We start from the raw sequence: 25,730 nt of genomic DNA, 5'->3' as shown, positions 1-25,730 counted from the left end.
ATCCCCCTTCCACTGTCGGCTGGATTTGTCCCAGACAGAGTGAAAGGGGGATTTTAGCTATAAATTACTCGCTGCGTTTACCCAAAACAGAGATTTCTACAGGCTCACTTTCGTTACCGTCTGCATCTTCAGCTTGGATAACCAGCCTAACCGTTGCTTTTTGAGTAAGCACACTGATACTAAATGTGCCATCATCTTTGGCTACTGCACTACCGATAGGCAGATCGTTGGAATAGGCGGTTACTGTGGAACCAGCTTTAGCTGTCCCCGTAATTGTACCTTCACCGTCATACACATCGTTGACTTTCAGTGCATTCGTAGTTGCAACCGCGTCAGTGGCTGTAGTCGTATCCGTAGTGGTGTCTATAGCTGTGCTGGTATCCGTTGTTGTAGAGTTGTCCGTAGTATCCGTAGTCGTGCTATCTGTGCTGGTACTTGTGCTACTATCTTCTGTTTCACTGCCAGAAGTAGTGGACGTGTTACCGTTACCATAAGTAGAATCTGTCACGTTGCTGTATGTGGAATCCGTCACCGTTCCACCAGGAGTCGTCGTCAGATTATCAACAGAGCTCAGGTTGTAACCCGAAGCGGCATCCAGAATAGCAATCGCCTCTGCACGAGTCAGCGACTTCAGTGGCTGGAATTTACCATCCGGATAACCGTTGATGATTTTTTGTTCTGCAGCAGCCGCTACACTTTTCTTCGCCCAAGATCCGATTTTGTCGGAGTCAATGAATTTAGTAACATCTGCTGCGTTATTCGCAGTCAGTCCAATGGCTTTAGCTACGATAGCCGCAGCTTCCTGACGTGTTACCTTTCCATTTGGTTTGAGCTTGTTACCTGCATAGCCGCTTATGTAACCTGCATTCACGGCACTTGTCAGCTCGTTGTATGCCCAGTGCGACGCTGGTACATCTGTGAACGTTCTGCTTCCACTACCGTTTACTTTTACACTGTCCGCATACGTTACGTCTGTCACAGCTGGAGTATCCAGCGTGAACGTACCCAAGCTGCGGTTCAGAAGAACAATAAATTCTGCACGTGTGATCGCCGCATCCGGTTTCACCGCTCCGCCCAATTGTCCTGTGGCTGACCAGCGTTGCACCTGATCTCCTGCCCAATGGCCACTTGTAGTTTGAGGAGCAGCTGCTGCTGCGCTGAATGCGCTAAGAATAAGACCCGTACTCAATATACCTGTAACTGTGTTTCTTAACTTTTTTCCCATGCTATTAATTCCTCCTCTGATTGGATTCATCATTCTTTTTTAAACACTTTACCAGAAATCAAACCCAAATGACCCCCAAATTAAAAAAATCGTCCCATATAACCATACCCCCTCCTAATGTAGGATAAATAAGAAACAGGACTTAATACCTAGTTATTCGCTTGGATATGTATATTTAGACAGGCTAAGGTATACTGAATGAATAATCAGTCGTATGCTGGAACTCGGCAATGAGGTCACAAAACCCTAGGAAAAGAGGTTTTCTTATGGCTCTTATTCAATGTCAGTTTTATTCGGAAGTTCTTGGTCTGAGCACATCTATGAATGTTATTCTTCCTCAGGCAACCCGTTCGCAGATTGGACTGGAGGGCAAGCAAGGAACCGGGCCACATCCGACGCTGTATTTGCTGCATGGCCTGTCGGACGATGATTCAACCTGGTTGCGTCGAACCTCCATTGAGCGCTACGTCGCCTCACTGGGCCTAGCTGTCGTAATGCCCCAGGTACATCGGAGTTTCTATACGAATATGGAGCAAGGAGCGGCTTATTGGACCTTTATCAGTGAAGAATTGCCGACTTTGGCACGTTCATTCTTTCCTCTGTCCGACAAACGTGAAGACAATTTTGTAGCCGGGCTTTCTATGGGTGGATATGGTGCCTTCAAACTGGCACTCCAGCATCCAGACCGTTTTGCAGCCGCTGCCAGCCTTTCGGGGGTCATGGATTTACACGCATCACGCACCGATCCTATGCAAAATGCGATGAGTCCAGCGGAATGGCTTAACATTTTTGGTCCAGATGAAATACGCGGAACAGATCACGACTTGCTGGAACTGTTACAACGTCATGCTGCCTTGGGGACTTCACTCCCCCGGCTCTACCAATGCTGCGGCACGGAGGATTTTCTATATAAGGGAAATCAGGCTTTTCGTGAAGCATGTCATACTGCCGGAGTTCCGCTGACCTACGAAGAAGGTCCTGGAGCTCATGAATGGGGATACTGGGATGCGAAAATTCAGGATGTACTGGCGTGGCTACCGCTCAAAGGGCACTAAACAGGTAAAAAAATCCCCGTTCCTTCCCTCATCGCACCATGGCGAAGGGATTAGGCTCCGGGGATTTGTTATGATCCGATATGCAAATCCATATTCATCTTCCTGACGCACATCAGGGATTTGTCGTTGTCTCCGTCGATGGAGATACTTTAGTTAGTGACTTAGGTAGCACTTTGTACAAGCGCCACTCACCGTTAAACTCACGTTCAAGCTGGACCCATGGGGCACCTTTTTCATATAAATTCGGATATACCATATTGATTTTACTTAGTGGCATGCCTGACATGGTGTTAGGTACAAGGATATAATCCACATGGTTGTCCTGTGGATAACTTAATGCCTTATTGAACGAATAATCACTGGTAATCAGGAAACGTTTTGGATATTGGCTGTAGACGATCATTGTGTAGGCTGAAGCCGAATCGGTCATAATGGTAGACTTCGGCAGATGCTCATCCAGCCAGACGGCAATCTTACGATCTGACTCCTGTCTCACATAGTTCACATTACCCGTTCGTGTAAGAAAGCTGTTCTCATCCGGTGCAATATCCGGGCGAGTCAACGCATAGGAAAGTAATCCAGCGGTAAGCAGCAGACTGACGGACACCAGGCCAAAGGCCGCCCTCCGCCATCGTCCCTGAAGCTGACTCAGCTCATAGGGCAACCAAGCTACGGTAATTGGGAACACGTACATAAAATAACGAAACCACCCGTACGAAGATTGCTTCATCATGAGTAAAAATTGCAACCCCGGCACAGACAGGAACAGTAGCAAAATAATCAGAGTTCCCCACCGGAACAAGCGTCCCCTCAACAGACGAATGAACAGAATAGCAAACAACGGTACCGAATACCAGAGTGTTTTGGAAGCAATAAATTTCAAGGCTACCAGCGGATTGGAGAAAATCTCCACGAATTTATCATCATTCAGCAGTTCTGCCGATTGAGCCGTGTTCGAATACTCCGAATTGAGGAAATAAAAAGCATTCCCCATAATGAGATAGTTAAAGAAAATCCACAACAGCCCGGAAAAGACCACGGGGAGCAGAAGAAGTAACCAGGTTGCCTCGACCTTGTGCAGTTTTTCTCGCAAGGCCAGCTCGCGTCTGCCCATGTTTCGATGAAGAAACAGGATCGCCAAGACCACGCCACCCGCCATCGCCACGCCCAGAGGAACCGCTTCATAGCGAGTCCAGAACGCCATGGCAAGCGCTAAGCCAGAAACAATCAGACTTGCCGTCATACGATCCTTAAGCCACAAAGCAAATTCAATCACCGTCATCATAATGAAATATATGTATAGAGAATCGCTCAGCCCGTTGGCACCGAACAGTAAAATAAACGGATTCAGTGCATACAACAATGCCAGCATCAAGCTCATCCCTGAGCTAAGCCCTGTTCTGACACCCGCCCGATACAGTAGCATAGCGGTCAAAGCGGCAAAGGTAGCACTAAGAATGACAGCGGCTAATCCATAGGTGGCTAATGCCGGAAAGATTGGATACAGCAGTAGAATCACCATTTCCAGAAGACTGGGCAGTGGATTCCAGATAAATCCGATTGCGCCCAGATGCGGGTCACGGCTGTACAATACATAAAATGCGTTAGCTACGCGACTGAGCGCGTCTGTATGCATATATCCCAGCACATAGCTGAAATAGATGCCCGCAGACAGCTCCAACGCAAGTATAAATACAAACAGACCTATAGCCATCCATCTGCTTGCAGACCATTTGCGAAAGGACATTCCTCTCGTTCCCCCTCAAACTTCTTGCGGTGATGCAACTGTAGCCTGCTTACGCCTTACAGCTGTATCCTTCCCTCCGCTACGATGCATTAAAATACAAAAAAATTATTACGGTTCTTCATGCTCTATTTTGTACAATCGCCACTGCCCGTCAAAGTCATGTACCAGCGAGGCCCACGGCGCCCCTTTTTCAAACAAATCAGGATAGCTCCGGTTCACCTGATCCAGCGGTACCCCCTCCACCAAGCGCGTGACCAAAACATAATCCACCTTGGAAGCAGGCAGATCCGTTAAGGATTTTCCGAAATCATAATCACTTGTAATCATAAACTTCTTCGGAATTTTGCTACTCAAAATGATCGGATATGCCGCATAGGAATCTGTCAATATGAGAGATGAACCATAATGCTCATCGAGCCATGGTGCTATTTTCCGCTCAATAATTTGCCGCTCATAGCTTTCATTGCCACTATGCGTCAGATAGCTGTGTTCATCAGCCGCAATCGCGGGATTCGTCAGTGCGTAAGATAACAAGCCTGCTGTTGCCAACATTCCAGCTGTTACCAGCGAGATTCCGATCCCCCGCATTTTTCCCTTCAATAAACTTAGCTCATACGGCAACCAGGCAACTGTAATCGGGAATACATACATAAAATATCGGAACCAGCCAAAAGAAGACTGCTTGAGCATCAGCAAAAGCTGAAGCCCGGGCACAGATAAGAAGATTGCCAGTAGCGTTAACGTGCTCCAACTCAACAGACGCTTGTCCAATAGTCGTATGAGCAAAATGGCAATCAACGGAGCAGCATACCATAAGGTTCGTTGCCCGATAAATTTCAGCATCAGCACAGGGTTGGCAAACATTGCTGCAAAGCGCTGATCCTCCAACAAAGCGGCTGATTGTGTGGCATTGGAATATTGCGAGCGTAAAAAGTAAAGCGGGTCGCCCATGATAATCCAGTTAAAAAAGAGCCACAGCAGACCGGAAAAGACAAGTGGCAGTAACAATAGAAGCCATGTCGCTTCTACCTTGTACAGGCGCTCTTTTAAAGATAATTCCGTTCTACCCATCTCTCTGCTTGTACGCCACCGATGTAGAAAAAAGATAGTCAGCAGTACACCCAAAGCCATCGCAACGCCCAGTGGGACCGCTTCATAGCGTACCCAAAAAGCCAATGCAAGCGCAAAACCGGATACGATCAAATTCGCCGCCTTGCGATCCTTTAGCCACATACAGAATCGACTCACCGTCAACAGGATAAAAAAGATATATGGCGAATCACTCAAGCCATTGAAGCCGAACAGAAACATAAACGGATTCAGTGAAAATAACAGCGCAATGAGCAGACTGATTGCACCGTGAAGCCCCAGTTGTTTTCCCGTCCCGTACAATAATGCCGCGCTCGCTCCTGCAAACAGACTGCTCACAATCACGGCTGCCAGCCCGTGGGAAGCGAGTGCCGGGAATAACGGATAAAACAACAGCACAATCAGTTCCATCAAACTGGGCAACGGATTCCATACAAACCCGATAGCACCCAAATGCGGGTCACGACTGTATAGCACATAAAATGCATTAGCTACTCGACTGAGCGCATCGGTATGCATATAGCCAAGATGCCATGCAAAATAAACGCCGACGGCCAGTTCAAGAGCAGCAATACAAACAAATAATGACAGCAACTTTCCATGTTTTCTTAATATCATGAAGCCTCTTTCTGACGCTTTTGCGGAACAGAGAAGATCCAATAGCGGTTCCAGAAATAATTATGAACTGGCACGATGATGGTAGTTAGTACTTCACCGATCAGATACGACCAACCGATCCAGTGAATGGTCACGTACATCAGAGCGGCATTCAAGAGCAAGCCACAGGTACAGACCAATAAATATTTAAGAAACTGGGTGCGGCTTCCTTCGCCAGTAGGCTCGAACGTCCAGTTTCGGTTCAGCACGTACGAAACGAGCAGCGTAACCACAAATCCTATTGTAGTAGCCGTTACTGCAGGCACCGTAAACAGCTCCACCAGCAGCACAAGCACACCCACATGGATACCTGTACCGAGCAGTCCCACAATACTATATTTAATGATTGGATACTTTAGATATGAACGTCTGATCATGTTGATTAAACTCCCTGTCCACCCACAATCGGTCAGCATTCGCCCGTTTATCTGCTATCAGATAACGAGGTCTAGCTTTGACTTCGTGATATATGGCGGCAATATATTCTCCTACCACTCCAATTGATAGCATGAGTACACTGCCAATAATCAAGAGCAGCAAAATGACAGTGGTAAAACCGGTCACAGCGTCACCCGTTAATTTGTGCATTAAGGTCTGAATCCCCAATACGACTGAAATCAGCATAAAAATGAGGCCCATCAGACTTACTACCCGCAACGGTACCGTCGAAAACGAAACGATCGCTTCCGCTGCCAGTTGAATCAGCCCTAACGGACTCCAGCGGCTTGGGCCCTCTTCCCGTGGAGCCACCCGGAATGAAATCTGGGTTTTACGGAAACCGAGCCAGGCCGTCATCCCGCGAAAAAATGGCATACGCTCTGGCATCGTCATCCAGGCATCCACCACTCGTCGATCCAGTAGCTTATAATCGGAGGCATCCTTGAGATTAAAGCCAGTCAAACGATTCAGGGTCGCGTAGAACAAAGAAGCCCCAAGCTTTTTGCCCACCGATTCTTCTCCCCGGAATTCTTTCACACATTCGACCAAATCATAACCTTCATTCTGCCATAAACGCACCATTTCTCCAATCATCTCAGGAGGATGCTGCAAATCACCGTCCATGACAATGATCGCATCGCCAGAAGCATTTTCCAGACCTGCGCACAGCGCCAGCTCCTTACCGAAATTCCGACTCAGCCGGAGCGCGAGCAAAGAGGGCATACGACGGGACAATTCGGACAGTTTGAGCCACGTATCGTCTTTGGAACCATCATCTACAATGATTAGCTCATAGCGTGAAGTGACAACAGACAGTACCCCATCAATCACTGTAAGTGAACGTTCGAGATGCGAGCTTTCATTGTACATGGGAATGACGACAGATAAAAAAGGTGTTTTTGTCTCCATTCTTGCTCCTTCTTTCTTCATATTCAGGAGGACTGTGCCGGGGCATCATCCAAGTCGTGCATATCGGTCAGACCATGCGTCGTCTTCTCCCAATAGAACGGCTTGGTAATGAGCTGCCAAGCCGCTTTCACCGCAGCTATACTCATAAGTACCCAATATAACGGCGAGAGTAGCCCATATTTGACCATCGCGTATGAAAATGTCCGTTCACCACGCTCTTCCAGTTCCCCGATGACCCAATACATTCCGGCCACATTACTGAATACGAACAGAAAGTTACCGATATAAAATTCCGCGCTGGCCAGGTAATACACATAACCCGGGAAGAGCTTGGGAATAAAGGACAATTCCCAGCCAAACCATAAAATAAGCAAACCCCAAAAAATCGGATTCAGCAACGGCAACATCGGAGTCGCCAGAATCATCACCTGAAAGCCGAAAAAACCTTTCCAGCCCACTTCACGCACCAATTTAACCGGATTGCGCATATGAACCAACCATGTCTGCATATACCCCTTGATCCAGCGTGACCGCTGACGAATCCAGTTGCCCACGCGGCTGTTAGCTTCCTCCCATGTGCGGGAATCGACAATGGCGGTTTTGTAGCCGCCTTTATACAGACGTATGCCCAGATCGGCATCCTCGGTTACATTATAGGGGTCCCACGCATTGATATCTTTCAATACAGATACCCGAAAATGATTGGACGTACCGCCTAACGGAATTGGGGTATCTAACTGCATAATACCCGGCAGCAGCAACTCAAACCACATACTGTATTCTTGAGTGAACCAGCGGGTCAGCAAATTTTGTGTACTGTTAAAATAGTTGAGCTTCGCCTGAATACAGGCATAATGCTCAGGGAGTGAATCAAACGCCGCAATGACCTTTTTAAGCTGATCAGCGTCGGGACGATCCTCAGCATCGTAAATCACGACAAACTCGCCGCGTGCCCGAATAAGTCCATAATTACATGCCTTCGGCTTAGTTTTCGGCAAACCGTCAGGAACGACCAGTGTCGTGTAATAGGCCGGCAGCTTCATTTCCCGAAGTAGCTCAATCGTCTCAATGTCGTCCTCTTCAATTAACAGCCGCACATCCAGCTTGGACTTTGGATAATCCAGCTGCTCCAAATTCCGCAACAACATCGGAAGCACGCCCGCTTCCTTATACATAGGTACAAGAATCGTATAGATCGGCAGTTTTTTTTCATCCATGGCGTCAACCTCTTCCTTCGTGAAACGAAGCTGCGCCCCACGTCGGGAACCGAGATAAATAATGACAAATTTGAAAAGCGTCATAGCAAAATAAAACAGCTGAATCATCATATTGATGATCAACACCGTTTTCCAACTGTTCCAGAAGAGACCGAGCAGTGTAATCATACCCATGGCCGCGAACACCCAGAGCTGTCCCTTTGTAAAGGTCGTACGCGCCGAATTGTGCGGCTCTTTTTCCAACAGTCCGGTCGTGCTCTCCTGCATCATTTCTTCACCGTAGATTTTACCCCAGAGCTGCTCCATCTCTTCCTTCGTCGCCAGCACCTGCTCTACCGGCATACCCAGAATTTCCTCCAGCTTCAAGCGTCGCTCTTCTGGCAGCGGATCGCTGACCGCTACAATATAGCGGTTCATATATTGATGGATAACGACCACGCCATAAGCCATTGCCACTTGCTCGGGTAGTTTGTACGCCGCATCCAGCGCCAGTTCCTCACCAATACGCCCAATTCGGTTCTGTGTAGCAATCGCGCGGTACAAATCCGCAGGTTCCAGCATTTGCAATGAGAGCAAGATGTCGCCGAGCAGCCCGCCGCTCTTCGCCTGGAACTCCAGTGCGCGCTCCAGCTGCTCCGGTAATATATAACCGGAACGAACCAGCATATCGCCTAAGCGCTCCTTGGACTCGTCGCCGTCAACCTGTTCCTGTAGCTGCTCGGTTGTAATGAAACCCATCTCTACAAGAATATCGCCCAGCCTGCCACCGTAACGCTTCTGGTTGCGGATGGCGTCTGCCAGCTGATCGCGGGTGATCATCCCGTTCTCCACCAGTTGATCCCCCAGACGGGCCTTGCCGTTTCGTCCGCTCTGCGTTCCTGCTGCGGCCTCTCCGCTTTCCGTACCAGAGATACTGGAAGCAACCCCCATAGCGGCTCCTGTCGCTGCCTGCTCCTGCTGCCCGGATGCATATTGGATTTTCGCCTCCTGCACCTGTCCATCCTGCATCCCTTTATCCAGCAATTGCTCCACGGCTGCTGTATCACTGGCGTTCTGTATAGCCTGGATACGAAGTTCTGTATCTTGAAGTCGCCGTTCCAACTCTTCGATATGAAAATCAAGCTTGTACAGCATCGGGGCCTGCTCTGACCGCTGAGCCTCTAGCTGTTGTTGCAGTTGTTCGATTCGCTGACGTTCTTCTTTTATTCTTCTCTTGGTTTGGCGAATTGAAACTCCTCCAACCTGCCACCTAAGCTTGTCACCCATGGATTCCCGCCCTTTCAATCCAGCGCCGCTCTTCCGCAAGCGCATCCGCAAGCAGCTGCTTTAACTCCGCATCCCGCTGCTTTTTCCGTTCCAGCGCCGCATGGAAAAGTTCCCGCTCCTCACGCAGTAACTTCTCCGCTTGCACTCGTTCCTCATGCAATGAAGATACCAGTTGATCGGCGTCAGAAGCGCGATAACCGATCCAAGCGCTCTTTAACTGACGCGCCGTCCTTTTAGTTCTCATAATACCTCCCTGGACCGTCCCGACTCTGCCTTTTGCTATGTCGCTACTTCAATGTTCTTACTAGCCGTTTTCCCGAAACCAGGACATACCTATGTTCTCATTCAAGTCCTTCGTTTACACATTTATGCAGTTATCCTAATCATAAGAGCCCTAGGAACTTGACACTTATTCATTGAATATGGTTTCTGGCCTATTGAATTGGTAATTCAGCAAAAAAACTTAGTGCTATTCTACCATAATCATAGTAGGCGTAGTATACAAAAATGTAAATCCTAGAAACTTTCACACTAGTGCATTAATAGGTATATAGAACTATATATTAAGCGCTGTGGACAATACCTTTCCAAGAAATCTACGCATTCCATATATTCGGATCATTAATAAATCAAATACCTTAGAAAGCACAAAAGACACCGCGAACGGTGCCTTTGGAACCATAGATTGCTAATATCCTTAAAATCTGATTTTACACAGCATCCCGCTGCTGTGCAAGAGAATAATATCTTTCTTTACTGATTAATTTTTCGGCTTGTGCCCTTCAAACCATGTTGACGTGTTCGCCAGGAGCTGTTCACTGCGCCCAATGGCTGCCTGCACCTGGCCGGTAGCAGTTCCGCCATATACATTCCGGGCATTAACCACCGCTTCTGGTTGAAGCACCTCATAAATGCGGTCGTCGAACAGATCCGAAAACTGCTGGAATTCGTCCAGTGTCAGATCAAGCAGATATTTGCCCTGCTGGATGCAATACAGCACGGTTTTGCCAATGACCTCATGCGCCTGACGGAATGGAAGCCCTTTGCCGACCAGGAAGTCCGCAATATCCGTTGCGTTGGAGAAATCCTGATTGACCGCTTGACGCATACGATCCTTGTTCACCTTCATCGTGGCGATCATCGGTGCGAACAGTTGCAAGGCTCCTTCCAGCGTAGCAACGGTATCGAACATCCCTTCCTTGTCCTCCTGCATGTCCTTGTTGTATGCCAGCGGTAAGGATTTCAGTACAGTCAACAGACCCACGAGGTTTCCATAGACACGTCCGGTTTTACCACGTACCAGCTCCGGTACATCCGGGTTTTTCTTCTGCGGCATAATGCTGCTGCCTGTGCAAAAAGCATCATCCAGCTCGACAAAACCAAACTCCGTGCTACTCCATAGCACCAATTCTTCACTCAGACGAGACAAATGCGTCATAATCAGCGAGGCACCAGCCAGGAACTCTACGATAAAGTCCCGGTCACTGACGGCGTCCAGACTATTTTCATAGACCCCGTCAAAGCCCAATTGTTCTGCTACAAAATGACGGTCGATCGGGAAGGTGGTCCCGGCCAAAGCGCCAGCGCCGAGCGGCAATACGTTAATCCGCTTGTAGCTATCTTTGAGTCGGTCAATATCCCGCTCCAGCATAGACACATATGCCAGCAGATGATGTGCGAACAAAATAGGCTGCGCACGCTGCAAGTGTGTGTATCCAGGTACAATCGTGTCCAGATTGTCCTTCGCCTGCCCGATTAATGCGGCTTGCACATCATGCAGCATTCCAACCAGCGATACCACACGTCCGCGCAAATACAAGTGCATATCCGTTGCTACCTGATCGTTACGGCTGCGCCCAGTGTGCAGCTTACCGCCGACCGGACCAATGGCTTCGATCAGATTTTTTTCGATATTCATGTGAATATCCTCATCCGAAACGGAAAATTCAATTTCCCCACGGCGGATACGCTCCAGAACCGTGTGCAGTCCTTCCTTGATCGTGTCCGCATCCTCCTGCGGAATAATACCACATTTGCCCAGCATGGCCACATGGGCCAAACTGCCTTGAATATCTTCTTCCGCCAACGCCTGATCAAACCCGATAGAAGCCGTATATTCCTCTACCAGCTTGTTCGTTTGCTTCGTAAACCGTCCGCCCCATAGCTTACTCATTGCATAATCCCCTCTCTGCAATACAAGCCGCCCTCGTCGTTTGGACAAGAACGGCCCGCATCCCGTACATTTTTAGGTTACATCATTATTTATGATTTTGTGTTACGCCCGCATTGACCTTCAAACGCAGAGCATTCAAGCGGATAAAGCCTGTTGCATCGCCTTGATCGTAGGCTTGTGTCGGATCAGCTTCCATAGTCGCAATGTCCGGGTTGTACAAGCTAACCGGACTTTTGACGCCTGCGCCGATAATATTGCCTTTGTACAGCTTCACGCGTACGGTACCACTGACATTTTTCTGACTCTCATGAACCAGAGCCTGCAAAGCGACACGTTCTGGCGCGAACCAGAAACCGTTGTAAACCAAGGTAGCATAACGGGTAATCAGACTATCGCGCAGATTCATAACCTCGCGGTCCATCGTGATAGATTCCATTTTGCGGTGAGCTGTGAACAGGATCGTACCGCCCGGCGTCTCATAGACTCCACGACTCTTCATGCCAACAAAACGGTTTTCCACCATATCTACACGTCCGATACCATGCTTGCCGCCCAGTTCATTCAGTTTTTCCATCACTTGCAGCGGAGTTAGCTGTTCTCCGTTCAAAGCAACGCAGTTACCTGCTTCAAATTCCAACTCCAAATATTCTGCTTCATCAGGAGCGTCCTCAGGCGCGTTGCTGAGCAAGAACATTTCTTTATTTTCAGGAGCGCTCGGATCAAACCAAGGGTCCTCCAGCACGCCGCTTTCATAGCTGATATGCAGCAGATTACGGTCCATGGAGTATGGCTTGGCTGCAGAAGCGGTTACCGGAATGTCGTGCTTTTCCGCATAGGCAATCATTTCTGCCCGGCCCGGAAACTGATTGCGGAACTCTTCCAGCCGCCAAGGTGCGATCACCTTGATATCCGGCGTTAACGCCGCCGCGTTCAGCTCGAAGCGCACCTGATCGTTACCTTTGCCTGTTGCGCCGTGAGCGATTGCTGTTGCTCCCTCGGCAATCGCAATATCGACCATCCGCTTAGCGATCAATGGACGTGCAATACTCGTTCCGAGCAAATATTGTCCTTCATATAAAGCACCCGCCTGAAACATCGGATAGATAAAATCCTTGGCGAATTCATCACGCAGATCATCAATGTACACTTTGGAAGCGCCCGTAGCGAGTGCCTTTTCCTCCAAACCGTCCAGTTCTTCCTTTTGACCGATATCTGCGGTGAATGCGATGATTTCAGCATCATAAGTTTCTTTGAGCCATTTCAGAATGACCGACGTATCCAGACCGCCGGAATATGCGAGTACGATTTTTTCTTTTGCCATTGTTGAAGTCCTCCCCGAATGCTTCTAGCCTTTATCTTCTTTACCTATTAATCTTATCCCATTAAAGCAACTAACAGCGCTTTTTGCGCATGCAGACGATTCTCCGCTTCATCAAAAATGACCGAATTCGGACCGTCGATTACTCCTGCGCTCACTTCTTCCCCACGATGCGCAGGCAGACAGTGCAGGAATAAATAATCTGGCTTCGCCAGCTTGACCAGTTCCTCATTCACCTGGAAGTCGGCAAAAGCAAGCTCCCGTTCCTTCTGTTCTTCCTCAAAGCCCATGCTCGCCCACACATCTGTGTAGATCGCATCCGCATCTTTTACTGCTTCCTGCGGACTTTGGGTTATAACAATCTCACTACCTGTCTGTTTGGCAATCTCACGAGAAGCCGCGACCACACTAGGATCAGGCTCGTATCCAGCTGGACTTGCAATTGACACATGCACTCCGAGCTTCGCTCCACCAATCAAGAGGGAATGCGCCATATTGTTACCGTCTCCGATGTAAGCCAATTTGAGCCCTTTTAGCTTACCCTTTTGCTCATACAATGTTTGATAATCAGCTAGTACCTGACACGGATGCGCCAAATCACTCAAGCCATTAATCACAGGGACAGATGCATAACGTGCCAACTCTACGACATTATCGTGCCCAAAGGTACGAATCATAATGCCATCCAGATAACGTGACATCACTTGGGCCATGTCGCTAATCGGTTCGCCGCGTCCCAGTTGAATGTCATTTTTGCTGAGGAAAAGAGCATGCCCCCCCAATTGATACATACCGACTTCAAAAGATACCCGTGTACGTGTAGAGGATTTTTCGAAAATCAGTCCGAGCGTTTTCCCCTTTAGCGGCTGATAGGTTTCCCCGTTTTTATGCTTACGCTTAATTTCAATGGCGAGATCAATTAAATACTGGATTTCCTCTGGCGAGTAGTCGTCCAGCTCTAGGAAGTCCCGTCCTTTCAAATTCATCTGCTGCAGTGCGCCGCCCTGGCTCATGCTATCGTCTCCTTTACACTTTAATCTAGGAAGATTCTGACCTTTATACTAAGCCACATGCTCACGAATCAATTCAGCAATCAGTGCTACAGCCTGATCAATCTCATCCTTCGTTACATACAGGTTAGGCAACAGGCGAATCACGTTTGGTCCTGCTGTAATGAACAGAATGCCCTTCTTCTGTCCTGCCAAAACAAGCTCCGCTACCGGCTCCGCACACTCAATGCCGACCATCAAGCCTTTTCCACGGATATCCTTTACAAAAGGAATATCTCCAAGCTGCTTTTGCAGACTATGGAAAAGATAATCTCCCATCTCAGCTGCACGTTCTGGCAGTTGGTCATCAATAATTGTTTCAATGGTCGCCTGAACTGCTGCCATAGCAAGTGGCGTACCCCCAAAGGTAGAACCATGGCTGCCCGCTGTGAACGCTTCACGTAAATATTCTTTGCCTAACATCGCACCCACAGAGAAACCACTGCCCAGTCCTTTCGCCAATGTAAAGATATCGGGCTCTATACCATAATGCTCAAAGGAAAACAGCTTGCCCGTCCGTCCCATGCCTGTTTGTACCTCGTCAATGATCAGCAGCAAACCATGCTCGCGGCACAGCTTTGTAATCACGTCTACGAAAGCAGGGGCTACCGGATACATGCCGCCTTCGGCCTGCACCATTTCCAACATAATTGCCGCCGTATGTTCACTGATGGCTGCTTCAAGTGCAGCCTGATCGTGAAGCGGAACGCTTTTGAACCCGGCAGGAAGCGGTAAAAATCCCTCTTTTACTTTGTCCTGACCGGTAGCGGTCAAAGTTGCCAGCGTCCGTCCGTGGAAGGATTGCGTGAACGTAATGATTTCGTAGCGACCGGTCTGCTTCACCTTCTGGTGGTAACGACGCGCCAGCTTAATCGCAGCTTCGTTCGCTTCGGCCCCGCTGTTGCAGAAGAATACGGCATCTGCGCTGCTATTTGCTGTCAGCAAGGCAGCGGCCCGTTCCTGCCCTGGAATATGAAACAGATTGGATACATGCCACAGTTCATCAATCTGTTTTTTCAATCGCTCAGCTACAGCTTGAGGCGCATGGCCGAGATTGGTAACGGCAATGCCTGACATGAAATCCAGATAACGCTTGCCCTGATCATCCCACAGCCAGCTTCCTTGTCCTTTCACCAGTGTAAGCGGGTATCTTGCATAGGTTGGAAAAAGAGAGCTTTCTGTCTGCGCTTTTGCCGACACCTTTTCCGTTTGCACTCCGCTTCCATCCGTACTTGGCATTTCCTCGGTCACCAGCGTATTCGGTTCCTTACTCATTATGTTCACGCTCCTTTTTCGTTTGGTTATATAGGTTGAGCTGTATATTGCAATTACTGCATACGCACGATGCGTGTTCCAATTGATTCTCCGCCCAGCACACGACTTAATACCTGCGGTGCGCTACCGTTCACAATGACGACTTCCTTCACTTTGCCGTGGATACAGGCAATAGCCGCTCTCACTTTCGGGATCATACCACCGTATATTTCACCTGTGCTGATCATATCCTCAATCTCCTGTACGGTGATGGAGTCCAGCACTTTCTTTTCTCCGCCATGCTTTTTCAATATGCCCGGTACATCTGTAACGACGATCATCCGGCTGGCGCCCAGATGAGAGGCTACTGCACCCGCCGCTGTATCCGCATTAATGTTATAACGCTGACCGGATCGATCAATCCCGATCGGTGCAATAACAGGCATATAGTTCATATCCAGTACACCTGTAATAATCGAAGCCTGAACGGATGTTACCTCTCCGACCCAACCGACCTCTGCGGCATTCGACACAGGCTTAGCTTCGATTAAATAGCCATCACTGCCTGACAACCCCAACGCTCGGCCTCCATGCATCCCTATTCTACGTACAATCTGCTTGTTAATGCTGCCTGCCAGCACCATTTCCACGACATCCAGCACGGGTTCGGTCGTTTTGCGTAATCCATGAATGAACTCTGTTTCGATTCCCAGCTTCGCCAAGTTGTCGGAGATCGCAGGGCCGCCGCCATGTACAATGACAGGTTGAAGATCTTCCGACTGCAAACGCGCCAAATCTTCAAAAAAGGAATCAGGTAACGCAGCCAGCGTACTTCCTCCGCATTTCATCACAAAATTACGACGCGCCACTCCCGCATGATTCGCTTGATCCGCGTGCTCCACTGCCGATTGCATATCATCTCTCCTTTTCTCCTCTGCACAGTCCGTGCGATTTTTAAATGATACTAGACTTACATCCGCTCGTTGCTTCTATCAACTACTATCCTAATTCAATTCGTATTTTATTCTGGTATCTATGTCCGGTAGGCTGCGTTAATCCGCACATAATCATAGGTTAGGTCACAGCCCCATGCTGTAGCGGTTCCGTTCCCGTGATGCAAATCAACAATAATTCGCACCGTATCTCCCCGCAAATAGGCTAGCGCCTCTTCTTCATCAAAAGCGACCGGGCTTGATTGGCTTAGCACAACAATATCACCCAAGCGGATATCTACCGTATCTGGATTAACCGGCTCTCCGGCACGCCCAACGGCTGCAATAATCCGCCCCCAATTCGCGTCTGCTCCGAAAACGGCTGACTTGACGAGACTGGACCCGATCACCGTCTTGGCTATCGCTTGGGCGGACGCATCGCTTACCGCTCCGCTTACAGACACCTCTACCAGCTTCGTAGCACCTTCTCCATCGCGAGCAATTGCCTTCGCCAGCTCTCGGCAGATATAGGTGAACGCCTCGGCAAAAGCCTCCCAATTGGGATGCCCTACGTGCAACTCACCGTTGCCCGCCAGCCCGCTTGCCATGGCGATCAGCATATCGTTCGTGCTCGTATCCCCATCCACCGTAATCATATTAAAGCTGGTATCCGTTGCCTGCTTTAATAGTTGATGAAGCGCCGTCTGTTCGATCACTGCATCACAAGTCATAAAAGCGAGCATCGTTGCCATATTCGGATGAATCATGCCCGAGCCCTTTGCCGCCCCAGCGATGTGCACGGTCACACCGTCCACTTCAACCGCCACACACGCTTCTTTTTTAACCAAATCCGTTGTCAGAATGGCTTGGGTAAATTGCTCCGCTCCATCGCTTGCCCCGTTCACACGGTCAGGTAATGAGGATATACCGCCAAGCACACGATCCATTTTCAAGTGCTCGCCAATCACACCAGTCGAAGCAACGGCTACATTATTCTCGGCAACACCCAGTTCACGAGCCGCAGCCGAACGCATAGCGTAGGCGTCCTGCTCTCCTTGCTGTCCCGTGCAGGCATTGGCGTTCCCGCTGTTCACCACTACCGCCTGCAATCGACCATCTGCCAAGCTCTCGCGGGTCACCTTCAGCGGTGCAGCCTGAAACACATTGGTAGTGTACACCGCAGCAGCTGTCGCCTCTACCTCGCAACGAATCGCTCCAATATCGTTGCGGTTCGTATTTTTCAGTCCGCAGTGCAATCCCCCGGCTGTAAAGCCACGCGGGGTTACGATGTTGCCCCCGTTTACTACTGTAAACCCTACTTTGCCCATAATTATGTGCCCTCGTTCGCAACATATTCGATGAGTGACAGCTGCGCTTGCATTCCAAATTCCGCCCGCTGACGTTTCCCGTATCCATGTTGCGGTTACTTCCTACTTACGGATATACCGGTATGAAGCCCAGCCCGAGGTTCTCCTCCCATCCCATCATCAAATTTAAATTCTGAATCGCCTGTCCAGCGGCACCCTTCACAACATTATCAATGACAGAAATAATCGTAAGACGCCCGGTTCGCGCATCTGCTGCAAAACCGATGTCGCAGTAATTCGAACCAAATACTTCCTTCGTTGCTGGCCATATACCTTCGCCACGTACACGGACAAAAGGATGGCCTTTATAATAATCCCGGTATAACCCGATAAGATCCTGATCTGTATGGTCACCCTTCAGCGTGACATAAATTGTACTCATAATTCCTCGGGTCATGGGAACAAGTTGTGTCGTAAACGTAATCGTAACGTCCTCGCCCGCAACATCACCCAGTACCTGTTCGATCTCAGGGATATGCTGGTGCTTATTGACCTTATAAGCCTTAAAATTCTCGTTCATTTCCGCATAATGCGAAACGAGACTTGTTCCCCGACCGGAGCCAGATACCCCGGATTTGGCATCCACAATCAGCGACTGATGGTCAATCCACTCCGCTTTCAGGGCAGGAATAATCCCCAGCAATGTCGCCGTCGGATAGCAGCCCGGATTGGAAATAAAAGAAACGCCCGCAAGCTTTTCTGTATACACCTCGCTGAGTCCGTATACCGCTTGCTTGAGATATTCGGGTGAAGCCGCAGGCTTTTTATACCATGCTTCATACGTTTCCCCACTTCGGAGCCTGAAGTCCCCGGAAAGGTCAATGACCTTCAGTCCAGCATCAAGAAGCTGCGGCACTAACTTGGTACTTACGCCCGATGGCGTAGCTGTGAAAACCAGATCGGCCTTGGCAGCAATTTCGTGGACATCGACACCGTCCAAATCCTGCACCACAATGTCCGTCAGATGTGGAAACCCGTCACTGATCGGGACACCCGCGCTGGACGAAGAAATAACAGATACGATCTCTACCTGCGGATGATGAACCAAAAATCGAATCAGCTCCACCCCGCCATATCCGGTGGAACCGACAATTGCCACTTTTAGCTTGCTGCTCACAGACCTTCCTCCATTCCGTTCCTATGAAATATGTATTATTATACGACTCTATTCATATAAATACAACACCTCATGTAATGTTATTCCTCCAAATATAAAATATGCGCTCTTGCCTATTCTTTTGACGGACAAGCTGTACAGGCTATAATAAAGGAAATAAAAAAGAGACAGAGGGCCTCTTGAATATGGTCTTCCGTTTTGCATAAAGAAAAGGAGGGGGGAGATTCCCTTTAAATTATCTCCTACATTGGTATTCATCTTGATTGGCCATTTGCTGCACTTTATGAACTCGTTGAACATGGATGGGGTACGCGTAGTCTATATACAAGAGGAAATCACACTGACTGCATTTAGTGAGTTTGCGCAGGAGGCGCCGCTGGAGCGTATGATTGGGGGTTCATTCATATGTATGTCCGTATAGAGGCAACTTCACTATTGGATAGTTGGGATCATAATTTCGAAAATAAACTAAATGTTAGGGGTGTTATACATCGAAACATATACAGCAAATATCGTTATAGATGCTAAAGCGAAGTTAGGCGAGGGTCCTAGTTGGGATCAACAGTTCCAACGTTTATTTTGGGTCGATATTGAAGGCTTTCAATTGCATATCTACGATCCTTCTACACGCACAGATCGTACAATAGATGTTGGTGAACATATTAGTGCAGTTGTACCTTATCTCAAAAATAAAGTAATCGTAGCCCTGATCAGCGGTCTATACTGTTTGAATATTGAGACAGGGACCAAAGTATTGATCCATGATCCTGAAGAAGGTAGACTAGGTAATCGATTTAATGATGGTAAATGCGATCCTGCAGGACGTTTTTTGGCAGGAACAATGAGCCTAAATGGTGAACTCGCACAAGGAGCATTGTATAGTCTGAGCACAGAAGGTAATGTCTCCTTACTGGTTGATGAAGCTTCTATATCTAATGGATTAGCCTGGAGCGCAGATCATCGTACAATGTATTATATTGATACTCCAACATTGGAAGTCGTCTCCTTCGATTACGATGTGACACAAGGCACTATTATGAATAAGCAACTGGTGGCTAGATTGGATGAAAGTGAAGGGTATCCAGATGGCATGACAATCGATGCAGAGGGCATGTTGTGGATTGCTCGCTGGGGCGGTAAACGTGTCTCCCGTATCCATCCTGCCCATGGAGAAGTGATTGCTGAGGTGTCACTCCCAGTCAATCGTGTGACTTCGTGCGCTTTTGGCGGTGAACATCTGGATGAGTTATATATTACGACTGCTCAAGATGACGATAGTGCCAATCAACCCCTAGCAGGCGGTTTATTTATGGTCAAAACAGGGGTAAAAGGGATGCCAACCTCGTTTTTTAATCAAGGACAAACGGCAAATTGGCTTGAACGATTAGCAAAAAGAACCTAGTGAAGCTATTCTGAAGAGAGAGGAGCCTACTACATCAGTGGGCTCTCCGGCATTGATTCAGTTAAGAGCAAGCCTCCAGACAGGCCACTTTGTTTCAGCTTTCCTTCTTAAAACCTTCACCCCATACCTCACGTGTATTACTAATAATCACAAAAGCTTCCGGGTCTACCAAGCGGACGAGCGTTTTGAGGCGAGTCACCTCGTTTTGCCCGACTACAACCATAAGTACAGGGCGTTCTTCGTTCGTGTAACCGCCCCGTCCTGCCAGCTCTGTCAATCCTCGATCCAAATCCTGCAAAATGGCTTGCATGATCGTTTCTTTCTGATTGGATATGATGTAGGCCACTTTGGAATAGCTCAGTCCCATTTCCACAGCATCAATGACCTTGCCAGTTACAAACAAGCCAATCAATGCATACAGCGCCCGTTCCGGCGACAGGGCGAAACCAGCCAGTGTAATCACCGTGCCATCCATCAGCATGACACAGAGAGAAAGACTAAAACCGGTATACTTTTGAATAATTTGCGCCAAAATAGCCAGTCCACCCGTCGAGCCCCTGCCCCGAAATACGGTGCCCAAACCCAACCCTACCCCGATTCCACCATACAACGAAGCCAGCAGCGGATTTGTTGTCGGAACTGCCCAATCCTTCGTCACATAAACGAATAGCGGCAGCATAATACTTCCCAGCAGGGAACGCAAACCATACTTTTTCCCTAACAACAGTACCCCTGCTATAAATAACGGAATATTCATTCCCCACTGCGTATAGGCCGGTTCCAGGCCAAACAGGTCCTCGCCCAAGATAGACAAGCCAGATACCCCCCCGGATGCAATCTGGTTTGGAAGCAAGAACATGTTAAAGGTCACCGCTGTAATGAAGGAGCCGAGTATAATCAGCAGAACATCGGTCACGTTACGTACTGGTCCGCTGGCGGCAATCAGAGGCTTGCGGCGTCTTCGGCGGGCAGCGGGAGGATTCAATTGAGACATCATTCGTGTTCTCCTTTAATTAAAAAATACCGTTACACAAAAATTCCTACAGCCCGCAGGCACATGGTCTGCGGTTCTGTAGGAAAACGTACAGGCTATTATTCTGCGTCCAGCTTAATTTGGCTGCGCAGGTATCCGTCGATGAACGGATCGAGATCGCCATCCATGACAGCTCCTACGTTGCCAGTTTCCACACTAGTACGATGATCCTTAACCATGCTGTATGGATGGAACACGTAGGAGCGAATTTGGCTGCCCCATGCAATATCAGACTGTTCTCCGCGGATTTCGTCCAATTGCTGACGTTGCTCTTCGATCTTACGCTCGTAGAGCTTGGAACGGAGCATCGTCATAGCACGCTCACGGTTCTTGATCTGGGAGCGTTCATTTTGACAAGTTACGACAATACCGGAAGGTAGATGCGTAATCCGAACGGCAGAGTCGGTTGTATTAATATGCTGACCGCCCGCGCCGCTGGCCCGGTACGTATCAATTTTCAGATCTTCCGTACGGATTTCAACGTCCACATCATCCGCAATTTCCGGTACCACATCACAGGAGACGAACGATGTATGCCGACGACCGGACGAATCAAATGGTGAGATGCGAACGAGTCGATGCACACCTTTCTCCGCTTTCAGATAACCGTAGGCATTATAACCTTTGATCAATAGTGTTACGCTCTTAATCCCTGCTTCATCACCCGCTAGATAGTCCAGGGTTTCTACTTTAAAGCCCCGTTTTTCTGCCCAGCGCGTATACATCCGCAGCAACATTTGTCCCCAATCCTGGGACTCAGTTCCGCCTGCCCCCGGGTGCAACTCCAAGATGGCATTAAGCTTGTCATACGGCTGATTCAAAAGCAATTGCAGCTCAAACTCCTGAAGCTTGCTCAGTAGAGAAGCGACACTGTTCTCGATCTCTCCAGCCAGTGTTTCATCGCCTTCCTCATCAGCCAGTTCAGCCATCATACCGGCGTCTTCGTATTCCTGACGAAGCTGTTCATAGCTGTCCACTGAAGACTTAACAGCGTTCATTTCTGCGATTACACCTTGAGCCTTGTCATTATCATCCCAAAAATCAGGCGCAGCCATCTTTTCTTCAAAGTTTGCGATCATTTCCTGCTTGAGATCTAAGTCAAAGAGACCCCCTAAGGTTTGTTAGTTTCTTGCCTATTTCTCGTAAATCATGCTTTACACTTGGATCTATCATGATGTCATTCTCCTTTTAATATATGGTTAGGGGGAGTAAAAGCGTTGTGAGTTACGGCTGGTGGGTAGGCGCTGCGCGAATGATTTGATCTTACGATCGCTGTTGCAGCGAGATGCCCTTGATTGGAATAACACATTCAAAGGTGGGCATCTCACTGCAAAGGCGAACGCTGGCGCTTCTCCAGATTCAAATCCTCCGCTTCGCTACCGACCGCCGTAAAGTCAAACAGCTTTTAAATAACTGGCTCTGGTTATGTGAGCCGGATCAACTGCTGAATTAACTGACAAGCAAGCAGGGACCTGCTTGCTTGTCATAATTATAGAAACAGGGACAATCTTCTCAAGAAAAAAATATTCAAACTGATCCTCCAACAGAAGAACTATAGTTGAAAACATCGGCGTCGCCCCCTGTATGGCACAAAATGGCCGACGGTCAGTGGTTGAACTGCCGCCTGCCATTATATGCACTGCAGGGAATAGTGTATCTCAAGATCTATCCCTTAATTTCAATCCGTTATTTTCTACGCGGACGCGAAGGGGCGGATTTCTTTTTAGGAGCCGCAGGTTCGCCACTCGTCGAGATTTTGTCTTCGTCAATGACAGCCTGACGCTCTTGGTTAGATTCAATTTGTGCCTTCATGATGTATGTCGCTACTTCCTCTTGGATGCTAGCAATCATAGCATGGAACATTTCGAAGCCTTCAAATTGATATTCGCGCAGCGGATCGGTACCGCCGTAAGCACGCAAGTGAATACCTTGACGCAATTGATCCATAGCATCAATATGATCCATCCATTTGCTATCGACTGCACGCAGTACGATAACTTTCTCGAACTCGCGTACCATATCTTCGCCAATCATCTCTTCACGGCTGTGGTATCTGTTGGAAACTTTCTCGAAGATCATATCGACCATTTCTTCTTTTTCCTTGCCCCACAGATCATCACGTGTAAGTGAGTTTTCCTCAAGCAGGTTGTTGTTCACATACTCTGCTACTTCTTCAAGCTCCCAGTTTTCAGGAATGTCATCACCACAATGAGCTTCCACCACACGCTCAATAACAGGCTTGATCATATCGAACACAATTTCCTTGATGTTCTCTGATTCCAGCACTTCACGGCGTTGTTTGTAAATGATAGCACGCTGCTGGTTCATCACATCATCATACTGGAGAACGACTTTACGCTGATCAAAGTTGTTGCCTTCGACGCGCTTTTGAGCTGATTCGATAGCACGTGTAATCATGCGGCTCTCGATAGGTTGGTCTTCCTCGAAGCCCAAACGCTCCATCATATTCAGTACGTTGTCCGCACCAAAACGCTTCATTAACTCATCGCCCAGCGATAAGTAAAACTGCGTGGAGCCTGGATCACCCTGACGTCCTGCACGTCCGCGAAGCTGATTATCAATACGACGGGATTCATGACGTTCTGTACCGATGATGTGCAAACCACCGAGTTCTGATACGCCTTCGCCCAGTACGATGTCAGTACCACGTCCAGCCATGTTGGTAGCGATGGTAACTGCGCCAGCTTCACCTGCACGGGAAATAATCTCAGCTTCCTCGGCATGATACTTGGCGTTAAGCACTTTGTGACGAACGCCTTTGCGTTTCAGCATTTCAGAAAGAAGCTCTGAGTTTTCAATAGAGACCGTACCTACCAATATCGGCTGGTTCTTTTTGTTACGCTCCAGAATTTCATCTACCACTGCATGGAATTTGCCTTTCACGCTCTTGTACACTACGTCAGGCATATCCACACGCTGGTTGGCGCGGTTCGTCGGAATTTGGAGCACTTCCAGACCATATATTTTTTTGAATTCTTCTTCTTCTGTTTTAGCTGTACCCGTCATACCCGCCAATTTGCGGTACATACGGAAATAGTTTTGGAATGTAATCGTGGCTAGCGTCATACTTTCATTTTGTACAATGATGTTTTCCTTCGCTTCAATGGCTTGATGCAAACCATCACTGTAACGACGTCCAGCCATCAAACGACCTGTAAACTCATCGACAATCAGAACTTCACCGTCAGCTACGACATAGTCCACATCCAAACGCATAATAGCATTAGCCTTCAATGCCTGTACAATATGGTGATTGATTGTAACACTTTCCTGATCGTACAGGTTTTCGAGACCAAAGAAATTTTCAGCTTTGGATACGCCGTTTTCGGTCAAAGCAACCGACTTCACCTTAATATCCAGGGTGTAGTCTTCTTCAACATTCAGGCTCTTCACAAAACGGTCAGCCGCAAAATACAGCTCTGTCGATTTCTGAGCTTGTCCTGAAATAATCAATGGTGTACGGGCTTCATCGACGAGAATGGAATCCACTTCATCAATGATACAGAAGTACAACGGACGTTGTACCATCTGCTCTTTGTAAAGCACCATATTATCCCGCAGATAATCGAACCCAAACTCGTTGTTTGTACCGTACGTGATGTCACAAGCATAAGCTTCCTGCTTGGCGGCATGATCCATATTCGCCAAATTCAGCCCTACAGTCATCCCCAGGAAGTTGTAGATTTGTCCCATTTCTCCGCTGTCACGCTGCGCCAAATAGTCATTGACCGTAACCACGTGCACGCCTTTGCCCAACAGAGCATTCAAATAAACCGGCAGTGTTCCTACCAGTGTTTTACCTTCACCGGTTTTCATCTCGGCAATTTTACCTTCATGCAGCGCAATACCGCCGAGCATCTGTACGTCATAATGACGTTTGCCCAGCACCCGCTTGGACGCTTCACGAACAGTTGCAAAAGCTTCCGGCAAAATTTCTTCAGCCGTAGTTCCCTGTTCGACCCGAGCCTTAAATTCCGCCGTCTTCGCTTGCAACTCCTCATCCGAGAGCTTTTCAAAATCCGGCTCTATCTTATTGATCAGTTCAACCGTCTTCATTAAACGCTTGACGTCACGTTCGTTGGTATCTCCGAAGATTTTCTTAACAATTCCTAGCATGGTTTACCCCTTTCGCGCAAAACAATTAATAGAATCAATTTCACAATTAGAAAGGGTCCATGATGAAATTGATTCCCGATATGTTTGACAGGCCCGGCTGTACCAGCCCATCGTGCGATGTTCTTTGCATAAATTGTAACAGTTTGTAGGACATGCCGCAACACAAGCAGCCTCCAGATTTGCATCCGGTTAAAGATACCAAATCAATTGACGCACGAAATACACAATTGGTTACACTTATCCAAGTTGAAATTTCCATTATATTTACAAAAAACATATAAAAGAGCCCTATCCCGCCAGGTTCGCAAGGATAAGGCTCGTGTTATTATCATTTTCCCTAATATC

The 25,730-nt window shown here is 48.2% G+C and carries 19 protein-coding genes; 2 read left to right on the top strand and 17 right to left on the bottom strand.

Going from position 1 to position 25,730, the window contains the following annotated elements; all coding sequences use genetic code 11:
- Positions 1 to 64: 64 nt before the first annotated feature.
- The gene (locus tag AC6EJC_RS20430; protein WP_444955539.1) at positions 65 to 1,225 is read right to left on the bottom strand and encodes an S-layer homology domain-containing protein; all 1,161 of its coding nucleotides are present in this window, start codon (positions 1,223 to 1,225) and stop codon (positions 65 to 67) included.
- A gap of 266 nt (positions 1,226 to 1,491) precedes the next feature.
- On the opposite strand from AC6EJC_RS20430, the gene AC6EJC_RS20425 reads away from it, so the two are divergent.
- Entirely contained in the window at positions 1,492 to 2,280 is a 789-nt protein-coding gene (locus AC6EJC_RS20425; protein WP_444955538.1) for an alpha/beta hydrolase, read from the top strand.
- A gap of 112 nt (positions 2,281 to 2,392) precedes the next feature.
- Here AC6EJC_RS20425 and AC6EJC_RS20420 read toward each other — a convergent pair whose 3' ends face one another.
- The 13 genes from AC6EJC_RS20420 to argC form a co-directional block, all read right to left on the bottom strand.
- Positions 2,393 to 4,027, bottom strand: coding sequence for a glycosyltransferase family 39 protein (locus AC6EJC_RS20420; protein WP_444955537.1), 1,635 nt, complete (start codon positions 4,025 to 4,027; stop codon positions 2,393 to 2,395).
- A 108-nt stretch (positions 4,028 to 4,135) separates the two neighbouring features.
- A complete protein-coding gene (locus tag AC6EJC_RS20415; RefSeq protein WP_444955536.1) occupies positions 4,136 to 5,734 on the bottom strand; it encodes an ArnT family glycosyltransferase in 1,599 nt (532 codons plus the stop codon).
- Positions 5,731 to 6,150: a GtrA family protein gene (locus AC6EJC_RS20410; RefSeq protein WP_444955535.1), complete on the bottom strand. Its 420-nt coding sequence runs from the start codon at positions 6,148 to 6,150 to the stop codon at positions 5,731 to 5,733. The genes AC6EJC_RS20415 and AC6EJC_RS20410 overlap by 4 nt, the downstream gene beginning before the upstream one ends.
- Positions 6,113 to 7,120, bottom strand: coding sequence for a glycosyltransferase family 2 protein (locus AC6EJC_RS20405; RefSeq protein WP_444955534.1), 1,008 nt, complete (start codon positions 7,118 to 7,120; stop codon positions 6,113 to 6,115). The genes AC6EJC_RS20410 and AC6EJC_RS20405 overlap by 38 nt, the downstream gene beginning before the upstream one ends.
- A gap of 23 nt (positions 7,121 to 7,143) precedes the next feature.
- Positions 7,144 to 9,603 carry a cyclic di-GMP-binding domain-containing protein, MshE-related gene (locus AC6EJC_RS20400; protein WP_444955585.1) on the bottom strand — a complete coding sequence of 820 codons (2,460 nt, stop codon included), beginning with the start codon at positions 9,601 to 9,603 and terminating at the stop codon, positions 7,144 to 7,146.
- On the bottom strand, positions 9,596 to 9,847 hold the full coding sequence (locus AC6EJC_RS20395; protein ID WP_444955533.1) for a hypothetical protein: 252 nt from the start codon (positions 9,845 to 9,847) through the stop codon (positions 9,596 to 9,598). The genes AC6EJC_RS20400 and AC6EJC_RS20395 overlap by 8 nt, the downstream gene beginning before the upstream one ends.
- Positions 9,848 to 10,363: 516 nt before the next feature.
- Positions 10,364 to 11,776, bottom strand: a complete 1,413-nt coding sequence (argH, locus tag AC6EJC_RS20390) for an argininosuccinate lyase (protein ID WP_444955532.1) — start codon at positions 11,774 to 11,776, stop codon at positions 10,364 to 10,366.
- An 85-nt stretch (positions 11,777 to 11,861) separates the two neighbouring features.
- Positions 11,862 to 13,097 carry an argininosuccinate synthase gene (locus tag AC6EJC_RS20385; RefSeq protein ID WP_103047455.1) on the bottom strand — a complete coding sequence of 412 codons (1,236 nt, stop codon included), beginning with the start codon at positions 13,095 to 13,097 and terminating at the stop codon, positions 11,862 to 11,864.
- A 53-nt stretch (positions 13,098 to 13,150) separates the two neighbouring features.
- The gene (gene argF / locus AC6EJC_RS20380; protein ID WP_444955531.1) at positions 13,151 to 14,107 is read right to left on the bottom strand and encodes an ornithine carbamoyltransferase; all 957 of its coding nucleotides are present in this window, start codon (positions 14,105 to 14,107) and stop codon (positions 13,151 to 13,153) included.
- Positions 14,108 to 14,155: 48 nt separating this feature from the next.
- Positions 14,156 to 15,418, bottom strand: a complete 1,263-nt coding sequence (gene argD / locus AC6EJC_RS20375; protein WP_444955530.1) for an acetylornithine transaminase — start codon at positions 15,416 to 15,418, stop codon at positions 14,156 to 14,158.
- A 53-nt stretch (positions 15,419 to 15,471) separates the two neighbouring features.
- Positions 15,472 to 16,311 carry an acetylglutamate kinase gene (gene argB / locus AC6EJC_RS20370; RefSeq protein ID WP_444955529.1) on the bottom strand — a complete coding sequence of 280 codons (840 nt, stop codon included), beginning with the start codon at positions 16,309 to 16,311 and terminating at the stop codon, positions 15,472 to 15,474.
- 119 nt (positions 16,312 to 16,430) lie between these two features.
- Entirely contained in the window at positions 16,431 to 17,657 is a 1,227-nt protein-coding gene (gene argJ / locus AC6EJC_RS20365) for a bifunctional glutamate N-acetyltransferase/amino-acid acetyltransferase ArgJ (RefSeq protein WP_444955528.1), read from the bottom strand.
- Positions 17,658 to 17,763: 106 nt separating this feature from the next.
- The gene (gene argC, locus AC6EJC_RS20360) at positions 17,764 to 18,813 is read right to left on the bottom strand and encodes an N-acetyl-gamma-glutamyl-phosphate reductase (protein WP_444955527.1); all 1,050 of its coding nucleotides are present in this window, start codon (positions 18,811 to 18,813) and stop codon (positions 17,764 to 17,766) included.
- Positions 18,814 to 19,285: 472 nt separating this feature from the next.
- Here argC and AC6EJC_RS20355 point away from each other — a divergent pair, with 472 nt between their 5' ends.
- Positions 19,286 to 20,215: an SMP-30/gluconolactonase/LRE family protein gene (locus AC6EJC_RS20355; RefSeq protein ID WP_444955526.1), complete on the top strand. Its 930-nt coding sequence runs from the start codon at positions 19,286 to 19,288 to the stop codon at positions 20,213 to 20,215.
- Between the two features lie 94 nt (positions 20,216 to 20,309).
- On the opposite strand, the gene AC6EJC_RS20350 is transcribed toward AC6EJC_RS20355, so the two are convergent.
- The 3 genes from AC6EJC_RS20350 to secA form a co-directional block, all read right to left on the bottom strand.
- Positions 20,310 to 21,209: a YitT family protein gene (locus AC6EJC_RS20350; RefSeq protein ID WP_444955584.1), complete on the bottom strand. Its 900-nt coding sequence runs from the start codon at positions 21,207 to 21,209 to the stop codon at positions 20,310 to 20,312.
- 98 nt (positions 21,210 to 21,307) lie between these two features.
- Positions 21,308 to 22,421 (bottom strand): peptide chain release factor 2 gene (gene prfB, locus AC6EJC_RS20345; protein WP_444955525.1). Its coding sequence is split into 2 segments (ribosomal slippage): positions 21,308 to 22,348 and positions 22,350 to 22,421, totalling 1,113 coding nucleotides; the frame shifts between segments, so codons are not numbered across the junction.
- Positions 22,422 to 22,934: 513 nt separating this feature from the next.
- Positions 22,935 to 25,385, bottom strand: a complete 2,451-nt coding sequence (gene secA / locus AC6EJC_RS20340) for a preprotein translocase subunit SecA (RefSeq protein ID WP_444955524.1) — start codon at positions 25,383 to 25,385, stop codon at positions 22,935 to 22,937.
- Positions 25,386 to 25,730 lie beyond the last annotated feature (345 nt).

It is taken from the genome of Paenibacillus sp. TY11 (assembly GCF_059772165.1).
This window is presented reverse-complemented; position numbering and strand designations above follow the sequence as displayed.